Raw genomic sequence first — 19,129 nt, 5'->3', positions numbered from 1 at the left:
GGAGCCCCCCATGTTTTCTCGCATTTCGCTGCGCGCCGCGCTGTTCGCTGTTGCCGCTGCTGGCTTGGTTGCCGCGCCGGCTGCCTATGCCCAACCCGCCAAGGACATCGTTGATACCGCCGCCGGCAATGCCGATTTCGGCACGCTGGTTGCCGCTGTGCAGGCCGCCGGCCTGGTTGACACGCTGAAGAGCAAGGGTCCGTTTACCGTGTTCGCCCCCACAAACGCCGCCTTCGCCAAGCTGCCGGCCGGTACCATGCCGACTCTGCTGAAGCCGGAAAACAAGGGCACGCTCACCGCTGTGCTCACCTACCATGTTGTTGCGGGCAAGCTGATGGCCGCCGATGTGGTCGCCGCGATCAAGGCTGGCGGCGGCAAGGCCGTGGTCACCACCGTTCAGGGCGGCAAGCTGACCGCAACGCTGATGGGCAGCACCGTCATGTTGACCGATGCCAAGGGCGGCATGAGCCACATCCGGGCCACCGACATCGCCACCAGCAACGGCGTCATTCACGTCATCGATACGGTGGTGATGCCGTAATCGGCATCCCGACAGGATCAAGAACGGGGGCCGGCGGCAACGTCGGCCCCTTTTTCGTGCCGGAACGGCGCTTGCGGCCTATTCGGCCGCCAGGACCTCGGCTGCGGCTTCGGCCTGTTGCAGCGCCCACATTTCGGCATAGGCGCCGCCGCGCGCCAGCAACGTTTCATGGCGGCCGCGTTCGATGATGCGGCCGCGATCCAGCACCAAGATTTCATCGGCATCGGTGATGGTGGACAGGCGGTGCGCGATGACGATGGTGGTGCGGCCCTGGCTGACGCCGCCCAGCGCCTCCTGAATGCTGGCTTCGGTGGCACTGTCGAGCGCGCTGGTCGCCTCATCGAGGATCAATATGGCCGGATTCTTCAGGATGGTGCGGGCGATGGCGACACGCTGCTTTTCGCCGCCGGACAGTTTCAGGCCGCGCTCCCCCACCTGCGTTTGATAGCCATCGGGCAAGCCCAGGATGAAATCGTGGATGGCCGCACCGCGGGCCGCCGCGATGATCTCGGCCTCGCTCGCATCGGGCCGGCCATAGGCAATGTTGTAGCGGATGCTGTCGTTGAACAGCACCGTATCCTGGGGCACAATGCCGATGGCGCGGCGCAACGACGTTTGGGTGACGCGCGCGATATCCTGCCCGTCGATGCTCACCCGCCCGCCCTGGATATCGTAGAAGCGATAGAGGATGCGGCTGAGCGTCGATTTGCCGGCGCCCGAATGGCCGACCACCGCCAGCTTGGCGCCCGGCGGCACATCGAACGACACTTCGTGCAAGATCTGCCGGCGCGGATCATAGCCGAAATTGACCGCATCAAAGCTTATATGCCCGCCCTGCACCACCAGCGGCGCGGCATCTTGCGCATCGGCGATTTCCGGCGCCGTATCGGTCAGGCGGAACATCGCATCCATGTCGATCAGGCCCTGGCGGATTTCGCGATAGACCATGCCGAGCATGTCGAGCGGCCGGAACAGTTGCAGCAGCAGGCCGTTGACGAAGGCGATGTCGCCCACGGTGAAACGGCCCTGGTTCCAGCCCCACACCACATAGGCCAGCGCGCTGCCCATCAGGATGTTGGTGATCAGGCTCTGGCCGACGTTCAGCCAGGCCAGCGATACTTCGGATTTGGTGGCGGCATCGGTGTAACGCTTGATCGCCTTGCCATAATTGTCATTCTCATGGGCTTCGGCGTTGAAATATTTGACCGTTTCATAATTCAGCAAACTGTCCACCGCCCGCGCCGTCGCGCGCTGGTCGCTTTCCACCATTTCGCGGCGCAGCGCGGCGCGCCAATCGGTGATGCGCTGGGTATAGACGATATAGACCACCACCATCACCAGCGTCGCCACCACCAGTTCGACGCCAAAGCCGCGCCAGAACAGCAGGCACACCGCGGTCAGCTCGATCACGGTGGGGAAGATGTTGAACAGCAGGAAATAGAGCATGGTATCGATGCTCTTGGTGCCGCGTTCGATCAGCCGGGTCAGCGCGCCGGTGCGGCGTTCGAGATGAAAGCGCAGCGACAGTTGATGGATGTGGGTGAACACATCCAAGGACAGGTGCCGCGCCGCTTCCTGGCCGACGCGTTCGAACACGGCATTGCGCAGATTGTCGAACAGCACGCCGGAAAAGCGCGCCAGCGCATAGGAAGCGACCAGCGCGGCGGCAACCATCACGCCATCAGGGGCCTTTGCCGCCATGGCATCCAGCGCCAGCTTCAGCGTGTAGGGCATCGCCAGCGTGATGCCCTTGCCCAACAGCACCAGCAGCATCGCCGCAACCACGCGCAGTTTCAGGTCGCTGCGCCCTACCGGCCACAAATAAGGCAGGAAGCGCCGCAACGTCCGGAAATCGGCATCGCCTTTTTGGGGGTTTGGCGGAGCGGCCATGGATTGCATGCCGGTGCATATGGGCCTGACGGGCGGGTGGCACAATGGGGCCTATTCTCCCACCCCCAGCCCCTCCCGCAAGCGGGAGGGGAGACGTTCGGGCCTGGCGGGACGCCCGTTCCAGCCGCACAATCTGCTCCCCTCCCGCTTGCGGGAGGGGCTGGCGGTGGGCTTGCCCCTGCGCCCCCTTGCGCCCATGGTGCCCCGATGTCCCGCCCGCCGCGCCGCCCCGCCCCTGGCCTGCCCGACCGGCAAGCCATCCTCGATTTCATCGCCACCCAGAAAACCAGCGTCGGCAAGCGCGAGATCGCCAAGGCGTTCGGCCTGCACGCGCAAGACAAGATCGCGCTGAAATCCCTGCTGAAAGAGATGATGGAGGCCGGCGAGCTGGAAACCGGACCGGGGCGAAATCTGCATAAAGGTGGCGGCCTGCCCAAGGTGACGGTGCTGCGCGTCGCCGACATCGCCGATGGCCAGGCCATTGCCGTGCCCGACCGCTGGGAACATCCCGGCCCGCCGCCCCGCCTGCGCGTGATCGAGGGCCGCAAGCGGGGTGCCTTTGGCCTCGGCGATCGTTTCCTGGCCCGCATCGAGGAACAGGGTGGCGGTATGCTGGCCTTCCCGATGAAGGCGCTGGCCAAATCCGAGGAGTATATCCTCGGCATCCTGCGCCGCGAGCCTTTGGGCTGGCGGCTGGTGCCGGTGGACAAGAAGGCGCGGAGCGACCTCGCCATCAGCGACCCCGGCGAGGCGCAACCCGGCGATCTGGTGCTGGCCGAGCCCAGCGGCCGCCCACCGCGCGTGACGGGGCGCGTTGTCGAAGTGTTGGGCGACCCCTTCCTGCCGCGTGCCTTCAGCCTGATCGCCATCCACGCCAAGGGTATTCCGCACCGTTTTGATGAATCGACGCTGGCGGAAGCCGACCGTATCGCCGAGCAGCCACTGGGGCCGCGCGAAGATCTGCGCGCGCTGCCGTTCCTGACCATCGACCCCTCCGACGCGCGCGACCATGATGATGCCGTGTGGGCCGCGCCCGATCCCGAAAACAAAGCCCAGTTTCGCGCCATCGTCGCCATTGCCGATGTGTCCTTCTACGTCCGCCCCGGCTCCTCGCTCGACCGTTCGGCGCGCAGCCGCGGCAACAGTGTCTATTTCCCCGATCGCGTGGTGCCGATGCTGCCGGAAGTCCTCTCCGCCCACGCCTGCAGCCTGGTGGCCAATGAAGACCGCGCGGTGATGGCCTGCCACCTGCACATCGATAGCGACGGCAAATTGCTGAGCTGGCGCTTCACCCGCGCCGTCATCCGCTGCGTCGCCAACATCGCCTATGAAGAGGCGCAGGCCACCATGGACGCCGGCGCGGGCGACTATCTGCCCGTGCTGCAACCGCTGTGGGATTGCTGGGCCGCGCTGAAACACGCGCGCGACCACCGCGAACCGCTGGCGCTGGAATTGCCCGAAAAGCGCGTGGTGCTCGACGAACAGGGCCGCATCGCCGGCATCCCGGTGCGCGAACATCTCGCCGCCCACCAGGTGATCGAGGATTACATGATCGCCGCCAATGTCGCCGCCGCGCGCGCGCTGGAGAAGAAGAAGGCCGCCTGCATCTTCCGCTGCCACGAAGCCCCCAGCCGCGAGAAGCTGATCACGCTCAAGGATTATCTCGAAACGCTGGGCCAGAATCTCGCCATGGGCCAGGTCGCCCGCCCCGCCATCTTCAACCGCATCCTCGCCCGCGCCAAGGACGGCGAGCATTACGAGGAAGTCTCCCAACAGGTGCTGCGCACGCAGACGCAAGCCTATTACACGCCGGACAATGTCGGCCACTTCGGCCTGGCGCTGGGCAGCTATGCCCACTTCACCTCGCCGATCCGCCGCTATGCCGATCTGGTCGTGCACCGCAGCCTCGCCGCCGCCTACCGGCTGGGCGATGGCGGCTTGCACGCCGAAGAAGACAAGACCCTCAGCAAGACCGCCGATCACATCAGCATGACCGAGCGCCGTGCCATGGAGGCCGAACGCGACACCATCGATCGCTATGTCGCCTCCTACCTCTCCACCATGGTCGGCGATGTGCTGAAAACCCGCATCACCGGCGTCGCCAAGTTCGGCTTCTTCGCCACGGTCGAGGGCCTCGGCGGGGACGGGCTGGTGCCGGTCTCCACCCTCGGCGCCGAACGCTTCGTGTTCGATGAAGACGCCCGCGTGCTGGAAGGCGTTGAATCCGGCACGCGCTATGCCGTCGGCCAGCGGCTGGAACTGCGCCTGGTGGAAGCCAGCCCGATCACCGGCGCACTGCGCTACGAACTGCCCGAAGCCGGCAGCAGCGCCGGCCCGCGCAGGGACCGCACCCGCCCGCGCGGCGGCTTCACCCCCCGCCCCGGCCAATCCCGCGTGCCGCCGGGCGTGCGGCGGGGGCGGCGTTGATTGCACGCGCCGGCCATGCCATCTGAACAGCAATTGCGCATGAAATGGGGACGCCACACATGAAGAACCTGCTGCTCGCCGGACTGTTGTTGGCCACCGCCCATCCGGCGCTGGCCCAAACCGCCGCCAAATCCCCCCGCGACGCCATGATTGCCGAAGCCGACGCCGCCACCGCCCGCGCGCCGGTCGAGGAACAAGCCGCCGTCTCCAAAGGCAGCGTCACCGTGAAGGGCAAGGCGATCGCCTACACCGCCACCGCCGGTACGCTCACCATCCGCGACGACAATGCCCGGCCCACCGGCAGTATCTTCTACACCGCCTACACAACCGGCGAACCGGGCCGGCCCGTCACCTTCTTCTACAACGGCGGCCCCGGCTCGGCGACGATCTGGCTGCACATGGGCAGCTTCGGCCCCGTCCGCGTGAAAACCGACAAGCCCGCCTATGTGCCGCCGCAGGATTATGCCGTCGGCCCCAACCCGTGGACCCTGCTCGACAAGACCGACATCGTCTTCATCGATGCCCCCGGCGCCGGCTGGTCACGGCCGCTGGGTGACAAGAGCTTCCGCGATTTCAACGGCGTCGATCAGGATGGCGATGCCTTCGCGCGGGCCATCATCCGCTATGTGAACAAGAACAACCGCTGGAAAGCGCCGAAATTCCTGTTCGGCGAAAGCTACGGCACGCTGCGCTCCGGCGTGCTGGCGCGGATGCTCGAAGAACGTGGCCTGTCGCTGAACGGCGTCGCCTTGCTCTCCACCATCATGAACTATGGCGTGCGCCAGGCCGGATACGACCAGAATTACCTCACCCTCTTCCCCGGCTATGCCGCCACCGCCTGGTATCACGGCACCCTGCCCGGCGCGAAACCCGCCAATATCGACGCCTTCGTGAACGACGTCCGCGCCTGGACGCTCGGCCCCTACGCCGCCGCCCTGATGAAGGGCAGCAACCTTTCCGACGCCGAAACCGACGCCATCGCCGCGAAAATGCACGCCTACACCGGCCTGCCCATCGATTTCCTCAAACGGGCCAACCTGCGCGTGGACCTGGCGCATTTCCAGACCGAACTGCTGCGCCCCCGCGGGGTCTCCATCGGCCGGCTCGACACCCGCTACACGCTGCCACCCACCGATCTGAACGCCGACAGCCCCGACGAAGACCCCGCCAGCACCGCCATCACCGGCGCCTATTTCAGCGCCTTCCAGGATTATGCGGTAAAAACGCTGGGCATCAAAACCGACCTCCCCTACCGCCTCACCGCCCGCGAACCCGGCTGGAACTGGGACTGGACCCACCGCCCCCCACGCGGCGGCGCCCAAACCACCCCCAACACCGCCGTCGATCTCGCCCACACCATGCGCGCCAACCCGAAGCTGAAAGTCCTCTTCCTCAACGGCTACTACGACATGGCCACCCCCTTCTTCGGCGCCGAATTCGACGCCAGCCACATGGCCCTGCCTTTGGAGATTAGGAAGAATATCAAGTTCACCTACTACCAGTCCGGCCACATGATCTATCTGTCGGAGTCGGAACTGGCGAAGCTGCGCGATGATGTGGCGGCTTGGTATGATGAGGCTGTGAAGTAGTGTCGCTTGCATCAAGATGACATCAGAAAAACTCGTTCCGGCTGAGCTTTTCGAAGCTGGTTAACATTGGTCGTAAGATAAATTAAAAGTGGCCTCCGGCGGGCAGGGCCTGAGGCCCTGCACCCACTCTAGTTTGGTGCAGCTCTCTTCCCCCACTTCTCCCCTTGCAAGAAAAATTCGACTTACGCTGCAAGGGGCCCAATGGAGCTCCTAATCGAGGATTATTACTTCAACAGCTTTGCAATACGTCCTGCGAGCGCTCCTCAAACTCACCTCATCGGAAAGGTGGTAGGCCTACGCCTCAACACCTTCTGCACATGCTCCACAACGGGTTTGATGACGAAGCGAGCGCAACTCCATTGCAGTATTCTCTGCTAAGTTCGTCTAGGTTTGATACCGTACTGAGCTGCGAGTTCGATCATACTTCTTGTTTCTGTCTCGCAATATAATAAGATACGTCTATTAATGTCATTTTTCTGACGCGATTGCTCATCTGTCAGAGTTGTCCGCTTACGCCAGTAATCGAGATAATCCATCTCTTCCGAAATCGATATCACACCTCTCTCACGAAACATTTCAAGCGCAGCTGGATTTAGAGATCGATCAATGTCAGTTTTGACCCGTTTAATTGCGCCAAACACCCGATTAGAAAACAAGCGCAGAAAACGTTTCACGCATACATTTCCAACTTCCGTCGTTCTCCCATTCTTGATATTCTTAATAACACAAATTTGATTGATCGGGGAATGTTCGCACTCGCATGCGCGCTCATTATGATCATTATAAACAAAGAATAGGCGCCATTCAGCCTTCGCTTCATCCCAGTCGCTGGAGTTGCTCAAACTTAAGATTGCACCTCTGAACTTCGCTTCGTTGTGTCCACCACCAGTCATCGTGCGCTCCTAAAGCTGGCCAACCAAACGGGGGCAGGGCTGGCACTCATGGAGATAGAGTGCTAACACAAGAACAAACAGCGGTCAAACCTTCGGTTCATAGGTGTATTTTTCTATTAGCGATCGAAAGATTGGAAGCCGACAGCGCAGGGCTCGCCATTTGCTTCATAAGTATGATAGAAATGCGTGTTTCTGGAGCCGAACCATGTCCACCATCGAACGCATGACCGTGACCATGCCCGCCGAAATGGCGGCCACCCTGCGACAATCTGTGGCGGGCGGCGAATATGCGTCCACCAGCGAAGTTGTGCGCGAGGCGCTGCGCGATTGGATGCGCAGCCGCGATGCGGACCAGCGCGACCTGGCGGCCTTGCGGCAGGCCATCAGCGAAGGCGACGATAGCGGCACTGGCATCCCCGCCGCCGAGGTGTTTGCGGAGCTTCGCCAGATCATCGCCGATCGCCGCGCCCGCGGGTGAAGCGGCTCGTCTTTTCGCCGGCCGCGCGCGCCGACCTCGTCGCCATCGCGCGCTACATCGCCGAAGACAATCCCGACCGCGCGATCAGCTTCGTTGCTGAACTTGAAGCCAAGGCACATCAGGCCGCCGAACGGCCCGCAAGCTTTCCGGCCCGCGATGATGTGAGCCCCGGCTTGCGCGCCGCCAAGCACGGCCGCTACCTGCTGTTCTTCCGCGAAAGTCCGGAAGAGGTGCGTATCGTGCGCGTGCTGCACGGTGCCCGCGACCTGCCGAGGACGATGAGGATGGACGCCTAACGCGAGGCGTGGATTTTCAGCGACAGCATAGGCTCCCACGCGCCCAACATGTCGGTCAGCAGATAGCGAAACGAAACGCCAGCGATGCGCCGTTGCCCTTCGGCGGGCTGTGCGCCAGCTCGGCGTGCAACGCGTCCGCGACTTCCCGCAGCGCCGCACAACAGGTTGGCATGGCATGGCCGGGGCCGGGATAGGCGCCGACGGCGCGATGCACGTCGCCGGCGGACAGGGTCAGTGAGGTTTTGCCCGTCTGCCGGGCATGGGCCAGTTGCCGTTCGATTTCGGTCTTGAACATCTGCTTGTTCAAAGCGGGGCGCGGCTTGGCCGGCGCTTCGGCTTCGGCAGCATCCTCCAGCGCCCAGCGCGGCGCATCCAGCGCGGCAGCGAGCCTTGATCGTGTGGCGGGCGTGCCGTGGCCCTTGCCGGCTTCGATCCGGTTGACCCAGACCTGGGAGAGGCCGGCGCGGCGGGCCAGTTCGGTTTGGGTCAGCCCGCGGTGGCGGCGCCAGGCGGCCAGTGGGGAGAGGCCTTGCCTGATCATCAGCGCCACGACCTCACCCGGCACCGCGCCGTCCTGCGCGATGCTCGCCAGGCCGGCGCGGCCGGCGATGATGTCCTCGGCATCTTCGGCCAGCAAGGCGAGCCGCTCATAGTCGGCCGCGGTCAGCACCACCATTTCGGTGCCATCAGGGGCCTGAAAACGCTGGGGTTGGTGGTTCATCGTCCGTCCTCATTCATAAACGCTGCCGCGGCTGGCGATGCGGATGATGGCCAGCACCTGGCAATCGCGATACACCACCCGCCAATCACCCACGCGCAGCCGCATCAAATCATCGCCGCCGGCCAACCGCTTGATGTTGTTGGCCAACGCTTCCGGCGCTGTCGCCAATTGTTCGATCTTGGTGACAATCCGCGTGGCCGTGGCCTGGTCCATCCTCGACAGGCTTTTCAGGGCGTCCCGGCTATACGCGATGGGCTTGACCATACACGTGTTTATAGCGTTTTGTTATAAACATCAACCCCGAGGTGTTGGCACCATAGCTGTCCTACACGGGCAAAGCCTGTCATCATGGCGATGTCGGTTGATTTTGTGCGGCGGAATTGAGTTGATCAATGAAAACAAGGCTGAATACCGCCGGATTCGTCCAATGCGTCAAAACTGCAACGGCGCATGGGGTGGCGAAAACCACCGACAGATATTGGCACATCATGTGCCGGAAAAGCTGAAAAAGCGGAACCTTTGTAACTTTGTAAATAACATTCTTGGGAATTTGGGGTCAGACGCCTGTGCTCACCCGGCGCGCGCGGAGGCAGCCAAGCCCCGGATCAAGTCCGTGACGAGTGAATATCGGCGGCAAGCGCGCCTGAAAACTGATGGGTGCAGGGATGAGTCCCTGCCCGCCGGAGGCAACTTTTCTATTCTAACCTGATCGAAAGATAATCCCCCGGCGCCATCGCTTCCAGCCAGTGGAAGAGCGTTTCGCGGTCCTGGGCGACGCAGCCTTCGGTGGGGCGGCCGTCGGGTTGGCGGACGTGCCAGAAGATGGCGCTGCCGAGGCCGGGGGTGGGGGGCGCGTCGTTGTGGGCGAGGATGAGGATGAGGTCGTAGGCGTGGTCGTCGCGCCAGAGGGTTTCGGCGCTGAAGGTGTGGGGCATGAAGACGGGGCGGTTGTAGGCGGGGTCGTTGGGGTCGTCGCTCCAGCCATCCGACGGCCGCAGCCAGCGCCAGGGCAGCGCGGTGCGCGGGGTGGGCAGGCGGTCGGGGCGCAGGAGTGCGGCGCGGATGGGCCAGAGGCCGAGCGGGGTTTTGCCGTCGCCTTCGCGTTTGTCGGCGGCGGCTACCCAACCGCCTTTGCCGAAGCTGGCGGGGTGGGTTTGGCCCAGCGCGGTGATGGTGCCGGCGGCGGGGTTGGCGTGGAAGATGGTCATGGGGTTCTCGTGTTTCCGCGCTGGCTACCCCTCTCCCGGGCCGCGCTCTGCGCGTCTCTCGACCTCTCCCCCAAGGGGAGAGGTGAAGGTTAGAGCAGATGGCCTTGGCGGTCGCGTTTGGTGGCGAGGTAGGCGGCGTTGTGGGGGTTGGGGGGGAGATCGTGGGGGACGCGATCGACCGCCAGGCCGTGGACGGCGAGGCCGGCGACTTTGAGCGGGTTGTTGGTGAGCAGGGTGACGCTGCCGACATTCAGCGCCCGCAGCATGGCGGCGGCGAGGCTGAAATCGCGCTCGTCGGGTTCGAAGCCGAGGCGGGTGTTGGCGTCCACCGTGTCCCAACCCTGATCCTGCAGGGCATAGGCGCGCAATTTGTTGAGCAGGCCGATGCCGCGGCCTTCCTGTTGCAGATAGAGGAGGATGCCGCCGTACGGATTGCCGGCGATGGCAGCGATGGCAGCGTGGAGCTGAGGCCCGCAATCGCATTTCAGGCTGCCCAGCACATCGCCGGTCAGGCACGCCGAGTGCAGCCGGGCCAGAACCGGCCGATCGGTGGCGGGGCTGCCGATCACCAGTGCCAGATGCTCCGGGCCGCCATCGGCCGGGCGGAAGGCGACGACTTCGGTGTCTTCCGCCGCCGCCAGCGGCAGGCGCGCGCGGCTGGAGAGGCGGACGCGGGCCATCGCCGGTGGCAGGGCGAGCACGGCATCGGCCGGGCAAGTGAGGGCGACATCAACGCCGGCCAGCGGGGCCGCATAGACGGCGGGAATCAGGCCGGCATGTTTGGCCAGCGCGATGGCGGCGCGCGCCGATTCGGTGTCGGCGGCCAGTGCGCGGGTGCGGAACGGGCCTTTGAACGGGGTGGCGAGATCGAGCACCGGATCGGCGACGGCGCGGCTGCCGGGCAGATCGAGCCAATCGGGCCGGTCCACCCACACCGGTTCGGGATCGGCGGCAGCAGCAGCAATCTGGTTGGCCAAGTTGAGCACGGCGGCGCGGCGCGCGGTGATGACCAGGCCGGCGCGCGATGCGGTTTCCAGCGCCGCCAGCGAATCGGCATCCGCCAGTTCGGCAGAAAGGATGGCCAATGATCCCACACCAACGATCCGCCCGCGGCGCAGGGCATCGCTGGCGGCTTCGGCAAGATAGGCCGGCGCGATGCTCACAGATCGAGCGTGACGATCTGCGGGATATGGTCGGACGGCTTGCCCCAGTCGCGGGCATCGCGCACCGCTTCGAAGCCCGTCACCGCCGGCGCCAGCACCGGCGAGCACCAGACATGATCGAGCCGCCGGCCGCGATCAGAGGCGCGCCAATCATTGTTGCGATAGCTCCACCAGGTGAAGAATTTCTCCGGTTCGGGGACGAAACGGCGAGCGACATCCACCCAATCGTGGCTTTGCTGGAACGCGGCGAGCGCCGCGACCTCGATGGGGGTGTGCGAGACAACATCGAGCAGCGCCTTGTGGTTCCACACATCGCATTCCAAGGGCGCGATGTTGAAATCGCCGACGATGACGGTGGGTTCGGCCAGGGTTTGCGACCAGCGCGTCATGCGATCCAGAAAATCGAGTTTCTGGCCGAATTTCGGGTTGACCGTGCGATCGGCGACATCGCCGCCGGCCGGCACATAGACATTTTCCACCAGCAGCCCGCCTGGCAGACGCACTCCGATGTGGCGCGCTTCGCCATTGTCCTGCCAGTCATAGCGCCAGGCGCCGTCGAGCGGCACGCGGCTGAGGGTGGCGACGCCGTGATGCATGCGCTGCCCGTTCAGGAAACGGTGATCATAGCCCATGGCTTCGAACAATTTGTGGGGGAACACATCGTTGGCGACCTTGGTTTCCTGGAGGCACAGGATATCGGGTGCGTGGTCGCGCAGGAATTGTTCGACAATGTCGATGCGGGCGCGAACGCTGTTGATGTTCCAGGTGGCGATGCGAAGGGCCATGGCCAGCGTTTAGGCGATGCCGCGCGGTTCGTCACCTGCCAACAAAAACCCCTGATGCCGGGGGTGTGGCACCAGGGGTTCCTGTCTGCGCTCGTCACGCAAGCAGAACGACTGAGTTACGTGTCCCTTCCGGTCAACAGGGGGGCAAACCCGAAAGGCGACGTGTCGTCTGCTGAAACGCTTATGGCTGATTCGACCTTGCCGAACCATGAACGGGACGGGCCTTCATGGTTCATTTTGGTGTGAGGTTCAGCGCACCGCATCGCGGCGGGGATCGGCAAAACCGAACGACACCCCGTTCAGGCTGGCGTTGTAGCGGACATTGGCCAGCCGCACTTCGCTGCGGCCGCCTTGCGCATCCAGCGCCGTCCAGCCAGCCAAGGCCAGGCCGCCCGGTGCGCCCGCTGCGCGCGTGAAACGAATCGACAAAGTGCCGAATTCCGGCCGTTTCGGATCGCGCGCTGCCACCTCAACCAGATCGGCATTGTCGGTGGTGATGCGGGCGATCGGTGCCAGATCCGGTTCGGCGGCGAGCAGGATCTGCAACGGCGTGCGGCGCACCGGCCATTGGCTGACCTGTTTCACCTCGTAATCGACGAACGACAGGGTGCGGCCATCTGCAACCAGCAGCATCCTGGCCGTATCATACTGGAACCGCACCTTGCCGGGGCGCGCCAGCCACAATTTGCCGGCAAGCACGCGGCCATCGGCGCCGGCCTGAGTGAAATCGGCGGCCAGGCTGGTGGTGCCTTTCAGCGAGGCTGCGATTTCGGCCAGGCTGGTGGCGGGAGCGGGGGTGGCCAGCAGGGCGGCGGTGATCAGGGCAAATATCTTCATGGCGCAGCCTTATCGGGCCACGGCTTCACCCGCCATGAATGAAAATCAGGCTGCCGCGCCCAGATAGCCCAGTTGCGCGGCCTTGAAGATCGTCTGGCTGCGGTTGACGGCGTTCAATTTCTCGCCGGCATTCTGGATGTGGAAGCGCACGGTGGCATGGCTGCGCGACAGGATCAGGCTGATTTCCTTGTCGGTCTTGCCGATGCTGGCCCAACGCAGGCATTCGACCTCGCGCTTGGTGAGCTGGCAATCGCACGGCAGCCAGCGACGGGTACGATGCGCCTTGACATAACCAGCGACGAATCGGTGCGACAGCAGCGCGAATTCATCGGCAAAGGCGTCATATTCCGCCGAAAGATCGGCCCGGAGCGGATCGCGCGACAAGAAACACACTGCACCGATCTGGCCGAATGGCAGATGCACCGGCACGACGATGGCCGCCTTGGTCAGCGCGCGCTTCTCGAAATTCTCCAGGCTCATTTCATCGAGATAAGGGTTGGGCTGGCGCGTGCGGAACCCCTCGGCGTTGGCCCAGAACACTTCGGATTCATAACGGCAGGCCCGCGGCAGCGGCGACGACAGCGCCAACTTGCTGTCTTTCCACCAATGCTCGTTCTCGGCTGTCCAGCCATAGACATCGGCCGCCAGCACATTGCCCTCGGCATCCTCCATCGGCGCCTTGGAGGCGATATTATCGGTCATCACGATGTGCAGGCCGCTGCAACCAAGCGCGATATCGCGCAGGGCCTCAGCGGCATGGCGAACATCGCCCATGCAACGGATGGAAACGGCGGCAAGATTGGCATGCAGGTCCACGGCATCACTCCCCAGTGCGTTCGAATCGGAGGGGCCGCCTCGATGGGCACGTGATTTCCACGCTCCCTCCCAATTTCGATCGGGAACTAATCACAGGCAGACGGTGTCTGCAATGGGCTTTGACATTCAAGGTTGCTTGAAGTCGGGCCGTCGCAAATTGCGGCACGCTATGGTTGTTCAGATGCTTGCAACCATCGCCGGCTTTGCTAGGCTATGCAGCACCGGGGGGACTAGGCGTGCAATGGCATCGAACAGGCGTTGGCCAGGGGGCATCTGGCACGCAGTTTCAGCGGATGCTGCGCGCCGTTGCCTTGCTGATCCTTCTGAGCTTCACCGTCGGCCGGCCCGCGCTGGCCGCCGGGCATGACCGTGCCCCGCACCAGGGCGTCGCCAGCTGCGCCGGCTCCACCTGCCATGGCCGGCAGGAAGCCACCGGGCCGCGGGTGCGCCAGAATGAAGTGATGAGCTGGAGCGACCCGGCCAGCCTGACCGGCGTGCACAGCCGCGCCTGGCGGGTGCTGGAACAGCCGCGCGCCCAGGCCATCGGCCGGCGGTTGGGCATCGCCAATGTGACGACCAGCCCGGAATGCATCAATTGCCACGGCGATCCGGCGCCGGTGCGCGGGCCCAAATGGCAGCAATCCGATGGTGTGGGCTGTGAGGCCTGCCATGGCGGATCGACGAGCTGGCTGGCCAGCCATGCCAGCGTGAAGGCAAGCCACGCCGACAATGTGGCCAAGGGCATGTGGGCGATGAACGATCCGCGGGTGCGCGCCCGCGTCTGCCTCGATTGCCATTTCGGTTCCGACAAGCCGGGCCAGTTCGTGTTTCACCGCATCATGGCCGCCGGCCACCCGCGCATCGCCTTTGAACTCGATCTGTTCACCAGCCTGCAACGCCACCATGATGAGGATGAAGATTATCGCACCCGCAAGGGTGTCGCTGGCGGCGTGAAGACCTGGGCGGTGGGCCAAGCGCTGGCGGTGGAGCGCGCACTGGCGCTGCTGCCGATGGTGCCGGCCGGCATGGCGGGGGCGGATTATTATTTCTATGATTGCCGCAGCTGCCATCGCAGCTTCAGCGACGATCCGGCGGCAACCCTCCAGGCGCGCACCAACGGTTGGCGGCCGATTCCGCCGGGTCAGCCGGTGTGGAACGATGAACAGATGATCATGCTGATGGCCGCGGCGCGGGTGGCGGCCCCCGATCTGGCGCGCAGTTTCGATGCGCAATCGCGCGCCTTCCATTCCGCCATGGCCGGGGATCGTACTGCGGCCATGAAGGCGGCGGCGACCCTGAAAACCACGGCGGTGGCTTTGGCCCGGCGGATGGCCACGGCCAGCTTTGATCGAGCGCAAAGCTTTGCGCTGATCAAGGCCGTGCTGGTCGGCAATGCGCCGGCCTATACCGATTATCAGGGCGGCGTGCAGGCAGTGATGGCCGCCGACACGCTGCTTGGCGCGCTGGTGGCCGCCGGGCAGGTCGATCGCGCGGCGGCACTGGCGCTGCGGCCCGATCTGGACCGGGCCTATGCCCTGGCGCGCGACGCGAATCGCTGGGATGCCGTGGCCTTCCGCGCCACGCTGGCCCAGGTGGCCAACCGGGTTCAGGCGTTGCAATGAGAGCGATTGGGCAATGACGGCGGCTGGGCAATGATGGCGCGCGCGCGGATCGCCGGCGGCGTGGCGGCGCTGGCGCTGCTGCTGGCCGGTTGCGGTGGCAGCAGCGCGCCGCCCAGCCCGGTGGCGGGCGGCGGTGTTGGCGGTGTGACGCCCACCCCGACGGCGCCCTCGGTGCCAGCCAGCGTGTTCACCCGGCCTGCCGCCGAAGCGTTGACCGTGACCGACGTGCAATCGATCATCGCCCGCGCCGCAGCCGAAGCCAGCGCCCGCGGCTTGCCTGCGGTGATCGCGGTGGTGGATCGGGTCGGCAATGTGCTGGCGGTGTATCGCATGGCCGGCGCCCGCGCGACGGCGACCACCCGCGCCAACGCCACTGGTGCCAATATCGATGCACAAGGCGTGACGGTGCCCGCTGAGCTTGCCGCCATCGCCAAGGCGATCACCGGCGCCTATCTGTCGTCGGGCGGCAATGCCTTTTCGACGCGCACCGCATCGATGATCGTGCAGCCGCATTTTCCACCCTCGGCGCGCACCGTCGGGCTTGAATCCGGGCCACTTTATGGCGTGCAGTTTTCGCAACTGCCCTGTTCCGATCTGGTGGCGCGCTTTGGCGTGGGCAGCCCGTTCATCGGCCCCAAGCGCTCACCGCTCGGGCTGGCTGCCGATCCGGGCGGCTTCCCGCTATACAAGAATGGCGTGGCGGTGGGCGGGGTCGGCATCATGGCCGATGGCGATTATGGCTTTGATGCCGAGGTCGTCGATGTCGATAGCGACGATGAGGAACATATCGCCCTGGCCGCCACGGCGGGCCATGCCGCGCCCGAAGCCATCCGCGCCGAGCGGATTTCGGTCGATGGCACGCTGCTGCGCTACAGCGATGCCATTGCCAGCGGATTCAAGAGCAATCCGGCCAGCCCTCCGGCGTTTTCCGGCTTGACCGGCGCGCTGGTGGCGGTGGGCGGATTCAACGCGGCCAGCATTATCGCCGGCACTGCCTATGGCAGCGAGGCCAGCGGCGTGCGCCCGGCCACATTGGCCGAGTTCAACCATCCCGATGCCTATCTTCTGTCGGACGGCGCCGGCACCAACCGCTATCCGGTGCGCGCCGCCACCGATGCCGGCGATGTCGCGCAGCCGATCACCGCGGCCGAAGCCCGCGCCGTGCTGGAAGAGGCGTTCGCGATCATGTCCCGCGCCCGCGCCCAGATCCGCCAGCCGCTGGACAGCCGCGCGCAGGTGTCGATCAGCGTGGTGGACACACGCGGTGCCGTGCTGGGCCTGGTGCGCTCCCCCGACGCGCCGGTGTTCGGCATCGATGTCAGCTTGCAGAAGGCCCGCACGGCGGCGTTTTTCTCGAATCCCCGCGCTGCCGCCGATCTGGGCGCGGTGACCACGGCGGCCGGGGCAGCCGATGCCAATGTCCGCGATTTCGTGGCGCGCACGAATAGCTTCTTTGGCAACAATGGCTTCCTCACCGGGGCGGTGGGGGTGAGCAACCGTGCCATCGGCAATATTGCCCGCCCCTATTTCCCTGATGGCGAAGCCGGCCGGCCGCCCGGCGCGCTGTCGCGGGACATCAAGGGCTGGTCGCCGTTTTCGACCGGGCTGCAATCGGCGCTGATCATCCAGAATCTGGTGCAGGTGCTGGGCGGCGGCGATCCGCGACAATGTACCTTCCTGCCGAACACGCCGGGCGGGCAGAATCGGCTGGCCAACGGCATCCAGATCTTCCCCGGCGCCGTGCCGATCTATCGCGGCAATGTGCTGGTCGGTGCCATCGGCGTATCGGGCGACGGCATCGATCAGGATGACATGATCAGCTTCCTCGGCGCGTCCAATGCCGGGCTGCGGCTGTCGGGTGCCATCGGCCTGCCGCCGGCCTCGATCCGATCCGATCAGGTGGAGGTACCCCTGGCTGGCGGTGTGCGGGCGCGTCTGCGCTTTGTCGGCTGCCCGTTCGCGCCCTTTGTCGATACCGCCGAAAACAATGTCTGCCAGGCGCGCTGAGATGGCGGGCCGCCGCCTCCTGCTGCTGGCGCTGCTGGCGAGCGCCGCGCCGGTGCAGGCCAAGATGTTCGGCAAATGGTTTGATTGCTATGCCAAGATCGCCCCGCCCAAGGATCGCCTGCCGGCCGAGGCGGAATCGATGCCGGTCGATCCCGACGCCGAAGCCCTGCCCGGCCGGCGCGTACCCGGCCCCGGCGGCGCGCAGACATGGGACCCGATCGTCCAGGCCAATGATGGCGCGGTGGCCTGGCCGAAACAGGGCGATTTCCCGTCCGATCACCTGCCGGTGCCCGATCGCTGGCGACTGATCGAAACGCTGGGGTTGGTCAAGTCGAACTGGAAAGACCCGTATAATCAGAACACGTTGAAGGGCGACCGGCCGATCTGCGGCACCCACGATCTGTTCGTGCAGCTTGCGGCAATCTCCGACACGCTGGCCGAACCGCGCAGCTTCCCGATCCCGGTGGGCGTGCAGACCACGCAGCGGCCGGGCAACAACGACGTGTTCGGCCGGCAATATAGCGAAGTGTTCGCGCAGACCTTCATCCTGGGCGCCGCGCTGATCAAGGGCAGCACCAATTTCAAGCCGCCCGAATATGAGCTGCGCGCCGCCATCGCCTTCAATTTCAACCATGTCGATGTGCCGGAACGCCGGGTGCTGTCGGTGTTGCCGTCGCGGCGCAGCTTGCGGTCGGATGCGTTTGTCGGGGTGCAGGAACTCTTCTTCGATTATCACCTGCGCAACACGTCGGATCGTTATGATTTCGATTCGATCCGCTTCGGCATCCAACCCTTCTCAAGCGATTTCCGCGGCTTCCTGTTTCAGGACAATCAGCTCGGCATCCGGCTGTTCGGCAATCGCGACAACAACCGGTTTCAATACAACCTTGCCGCGTTCCTGCGGCTGGAGAAGGACAGCAACAGCGGCCTGAACGCCATCCTGCGCCGCCCGCGCGAGGATTATGTGCTGGTCGCCAATCTGTATCGCCAGGATCTGCCGCTGCCGGGCCTGACCAGCCAAGTCAGCGTGACGTGGAACATCAACCGCGAGCGGGATGATGTGCAGGTGGACACCAACGGCTTTCCCGTGCGGCCAGCGCTGGTCGGCACGCTCAGGGGCCGCGCCTATGATGTCGTGTATCTGGGCTACAATGCCGATGGCCATATCGGCCGGCTGAACCTGACCTTCAGCGCCACGCATGCGACAGGCAGCAACCGCAACAATATCTTCACCGACCGGCGCGCCAAGATCAACAGCTGGTTCGTGGCGTTCGAGCCCAGCTATGATCGCGGCTGGGTGCGGTTTCGCGGCTCGGCGCTCTATGCGTCGGGCGATTCCAACCCGCATGACGATATCGACAGCGGCTATGCGGCGATCTTTGAAAATCCGCAGTTCGCCGGCGCCGACACGAGTTACTGGGTGCGGCAGACCATTCCGTTTGCTGGCGGCGGCCGGGTGATTTCGGTGAACAGCCGCAACGGCATTTTGAACGATTTGCGATCGTCAAAGGAACAGGGCCAGGCCAATTTCACCAATCCCGGCACCATGTTGCTGGGGGCGGGCGCGGATTTTGATGTGCTGCCTGAACTGCGCGTGTCCGGCAATGTGAACCATCTGTGGTTTGCCACCACCGCCACCTTGCAGGCGCTGCGGGTCGAAGGCTCCATCCCCAAGGATATCGGCTGGGATGTGTCGGCGGCGGCCACCTATCGCCCGCATTTCAATCAGAATCTGGTGTTTCGCCTGTCCGGCGCTACGCTGAAGCCCGGCGCGGGTTTCCGCGATCTGTTCACCAACTCTGCCCGCACCGGCCATTATTATTCGGTGCTGTTCAACGCTGTGCTGGCTTATTGAT

At 64.7% G+C, this 19,129-nt stretch carries 18 protein-coding genes; 9 read left to right on the top strand and 9 right to left on the bottom strand.

Annotated features, from left to right (window positions below; translation table 11 throughout):
* The first annotated feature begins 10 nt into the window (after window positions 1-10).
* Entirely contained in the window at window positions 11-541 is a 531-nt protein-coding gene (locus tag AC6UUM_RS02895; protein ID WP_500803851.1) for a fasciclin domain-containing protein, read from the top strand.
* Window positions 542-619: 78 nt separating this feature from the next.
* On the opposite strand, the gene AC6UUM_RS02890 is transcribed toward AC6UUM_RS02895, so the two are convergent.
* Window positions 620-2,440 (bottom strand): ABCB family ABC transporter ATP-binding protein/permease, encoded by a 1,821-nt coding sequence (locus AC6UUM_RS02890; RefSeq protein WP_500803850.1) that lies wholly within the window; start codon window positions 2,438-2,440, stop codon window positions 620-622.
* A gap of 198 nt (window positions 2,441-2,638) precedes the next feature.
* Here AC6UUM_RS02890 and AC6UUM_RS02885 point away from each other — a divergent pair, with 198 nt between their 5' ends.
* Together AC6UUM_RS02885 and AC6UUM_RS02880 are read left to right on the top strand one after the other, a co-directional pair.
* Window positions 2,639-4,858 carry a ribonuclease R family protein gene (locus tag AC6UUM_RS02885; protein WP_500803849.1) on the top strand — a complete coding sequence of 740 codons (2,220 nt, stop codon included), beginning with the start codon at window positions 2,639-2,641 and terminating at the stop codon, window positions 4,856-4,858.
* 59 nt (window positions 4,859-4,917) lie between these two features.
* A complete protein-coding gene (locus tag AC6UUM_RS02880; protein ID WP_500803848.1) occupies window positions 4,918-6,447 on the top strand; it encodes a S10 family peptidase in 1,530 nt (509 codons plus the stop codon).
* A gap of 374 nt (window positions 6,448-6,821) precedes the next feature.
* On the opposite strand, the gene AC6UUM_RS02875 is transcribed toward AC6UUM_RS02880, so the two are convergent.
* Window positions 6,822-7,340 (bottom strand): hypothetical protein, encoded by a 519-nt coding sequence (locus AC6UUM_RS02875; RefSeq protein WP_500803847.1) that lies wholly within the window; start codon window positions 7,338-7,340, stop codon window positions 6,822-6,824.
* A 205-nt stretch (window positions 7,341-7,545) separates the two neighbouring features.
* Between AC6UUM_RS02875 and AC6UUM_RS02870 the strand changes: the two genes are divergently transcribed.
* Together AC6UUM_RS02870 and AC6UUM_RS02865 are read left to right on the top strand one after the other, a co-directional pair.
* Entirely contained in the window at window positions 7,546-7,818 is a 273-nt protein-coding gene (locus AC6UUM_RS02870; RefSeq protein WP_500803846.1) for a type II toxin-antitoxin system ParD family antitoxin, read from the top strand.
* Complete coding sequence (locus AC6UUM_RS02865) at window positions 7,815-8,114, top strand: type II toxin-antitoxin system RelE/ParE family toxin (protein WP_500803845.1); 300 nt, start codon at window positions 7,815-7,817, stop codon at window positions 8,112-8,114. The genes AC6UUM_RS02870 and AC6UUM_RS02865 overlap by 4 nt, the downstream gene beginning before the upstream one ends.
* A 55-nt stretch (window positions 8,115-8,169) precedes the next feature.
* On the opposite strand, the gene AC6UUM_RS02860 is transcribed toward AC6UUM_RS02865, so the two are convergent.
* Together AC6UUM_RS02860 and AC6UUM_RS02855 are read right to left on the bottom strand one after the other, a co-directional pair.
* The gene (locus AC6UUM_RS02860) at window positions 8,170-8,835 is read right to left on the bottom strand and encodes a helix-turn-helix domain-containing protein (RefSeq protein ID WP_500803844.1); all 666 of its coding nucleotides are present in this window, start codon (window positions 8,833-8,835) and stop codon (window positions 8,170-8,172) included.
* Between the two features lie 9 nt (window positions 8,836-8,844).
* A complete protein-coding gene (locus AC6UUM_RS02855) occupies window positions 8,845-9,099 on the bottom strand; it encodes a type II toxin-antitoxin system RelE family toxin (protein WP_500803843.1) in 255 nt (84 codons plus the stop codon).
* Window positions 9,100-9,220: 121 nt separating this feature from the next.
* On the opposite strand from AC6UUM_RS02855, the gene AC6UUM_RS02850 reads away from it, so the two are divergent.
* Entirely contained in the window at window positions 9,221-9,544 is a 324-nt protein-coding gene (locus AC6UUM_RS02850) for a hypothetical protein (protein WP_500803842.1), read from the top strand.
* Here the strand turns inward: AC6UUM_RS02850 and AC6UUM_RS02845 are convergent.
* From AC6UUM_RS02845 to AC6UUM_RS02825, 5 genes are all read right to left on the bottom strand, one after another.
* Window positions 9,531-10,043, bottom strand: coding sequence for a L,D-transpeptidase family protein (locus AC6UUM_RS02845; RefSeq protein ID WP_500803841.1), 513 nt, complete (start codon window positions 10,041-10,043; stop codon window positions 9,531-9,533). The two genes, AC6UUM_RS02850 and AC6UUM_RS02845, sit on opposite strands and share 14 nt — an antisense overlap.
* Before the next feature lie 89 nt (window positions 10,044-10,132).
* Window positions 10,133-11,206 (bottom strand): GTP cyclohydrolase II, encoded by a 1,074-nt coding sequence (locus AC6UUM_RS02840; RefSeq protein WP_500803840.1) that lies wholly within the window; start codon window positions 11,204-11,206, stop codon window positions 10,133-10,135.
* On the bottom strand, window positions 11,203-11,997 hold the full coding sequence (locus tag AC6UUM_RS02835) for an exodeoxyribonuclease III (protein WP_500804889.1): 795 nt from the start codon (window positions 11,995-11,997) through the stop codon (window positions 11,203-11,205). The genes AC6UUM_RS02840 and AC6UUM_RS02835 overlap by 4 nt, the downstream gene beginning before the upstream one ends.
* Window positions 11,998-12,240: 243 nt before the next feature.
* Window positions 12,241-12,828, bottom strand: a complete 588-nt coding sequence (locus AC6UUM_RS02830; RefSeq protein ID WP_500803839.1) for an outer membrane lipoprotein carrier protein LolA — start codon at window positions 12,826-12,828, stop codon at window positions 12,241-12,243.
* 45 nt (window positions 12,829-12,873) lie between these two features.
* Complete coding sequence (locus tag AC6UUM_RS02825) at window positions 12,874-13,644, bottom strand: helix-turn-helix transcriptional regulator (RefSeq protein WP_500803838.1); 771 nt, start codon at window positions 13,642-13,644, stop codon at window positions 12,874-12,876.
* Between the two features lie 293 nt (window positions 13,645-13,937).
* Between AC6UUM_RS02825 and AC6UUM_RS02820 the strand changes: the two genes are divergently transcribed.
* The 3 genes from AC6UUM_RS02820 to AC6UUM_RS02810 are packed head-to-tail and all read left to right on the top strand — an operon-like array spanning window position 13,938 to window position 19,128.
* Window positions 13,938-15,266, top strand: a complete 1,329-nt coding sequence (locus tag AC6UUM_RS02820) for a multiheme c-type cytochrome (protein ID WP_500803837.1) — start codon at window positions 13,938-13,940, stop codon at window positions 15,264-15,266.
* Between the two features lie 30 nt (window positions 15,267-15,296).
* Window positions 15,297-17,273 carry a heme-binding protein gene (locus AC6UUM_RS02815; protein ID WP_500803836.1) on the top strand — a complete coding sequence of 659 codons (1,977 nt, stop codon included), beginning with the start codon at window positions 15,297-15,299 and terminating at the stop codon, window positions 17,271-17,273.
* A 1-nt stretch (window position 17,274) separates the two neighbouring features.
* Complete coding sequence (locus AC6UUM_RS02810; RefSeq protein WP_500803835.1) at window positions 17,275-19,128, top strand: hypothetical protein; 1,854 nt, start codon at window positions 17,275-17,277, stop codon at window positions 19,126-19,128.
* The last annotated feature ends 1 nt before the right edge of the window (window position 19,129 follow it).

This window comes from Sandarakinorhabdus sp. (assembly GCF_987265915.1).
The sequence above is the reverse complement of the archived record's forward strand: the minus strand, read 5'-3'. Positions and strand labels throughout refer to the sequence as shown.

What these genes read in the sequence shown, in the direction of transcription:
- AC6UUM_RS02895 (WP_500803851.1), top strand. Translation starts at nt 11, where the DNA reads ATGTTTTCTCGCATTTCGCTGCGCGCCGCGCTGTTCGCTGTTGCCGCT.
- AC6UUM_RS02890 (WP_500803850.1), bottom strand. Translation starts at nt 2,440, where the DNA reads ATGCAATCCATGGCCGCTCCGCCAAACCCCCAAAAAGGCGATGCCGAT.
- AC6UUM_RS02885 (WP_500803849.1), top strand. Translation starts at nt 2,639, where the DNA reads ATGTCCCGCCCGCCGCGCCGCCCCGCCCCTGGCCTGCCCGACCGGCAA.
- AC6UUM_RS02880 (WP_500803848.1), top strand. Translation starts at nt 4,918, where the DNA reads ATGAAGAACCTGCTGCTCGCCGGACTGTTGTTGGCCACCGCCCATCCG.
- AC6UUM_RS02875 (WP_500803847.1), bottom strand. Translation starts at nt 7,340, where the DNA reads ATGACTGGTGGTGGACACAACGAAGCGAAGTTCAGAGGTGCAATCTTA.
- AC6UUM_RS02870 (WP_500803846.1), top strand. Translation starts at nt 7,546, where the DNA reads ATGTCCACCATCGAACGCATGACCGTGACCATGCCCGCCGAAATGGCG.
- AC6UUM_RS02860 (WP_500803844.1), bottom strand. Translation starts at nt 8,835, where the DNA reads ATGAACCACCAACCCCAGCGTTTTCAGGCCCCTGATGGCACCGAAATG.
- AC6UUM_RS02855 (WP_500803843.1), bottom strand. Translation starts at nt 9,099, where the DNA reads ATGGTCAAGCCCATCGCGTATAGCCGGGACGCCCTGAAAAGCCTGTCG.
- AC6UUM_RS02845 (WP_500803841.1), bottom strand. Translation starts at nt 10,043, where the DNA reads ATGACCATCTTCCACGCCAACCCCGCCGCCGGCACCATCACCGCGCTG.
- AC6UUM_RS02830 (WP_500803839.1), bottom strand. Translation starts at nt 12,828, where the DNA reads ATGAAGATATTTGCCCTGATCACCGCCGCCCTGCTGGCCACCCCCGCT.
- AC6UUM_RS02820 (WP_500803837.1), top strand. Translation starts at nt 13,938, where the DNA reads ATGCTGCGCGCCGTTGCCTTGCTGATCCTTCTGAGCTTCACCGTCGGC.
- AC6UUM_RS02815 (WP_500803836.1), top strand. Translation starts at nt 15,297, where the DNA reads ATGATGGCGCGCGCGCGGATCGCCGGCGGCGTGGCGGCGCTGGCGCTG.
- AC6UUM_RS02810 (WP_500803835.1), top strand. Translation starts at nt 17,275, where the DNA reads ATGGCGGGCCGCCGCCTCCTGCTGCTGGCGCTGCTGGCGAGCGCCGCG.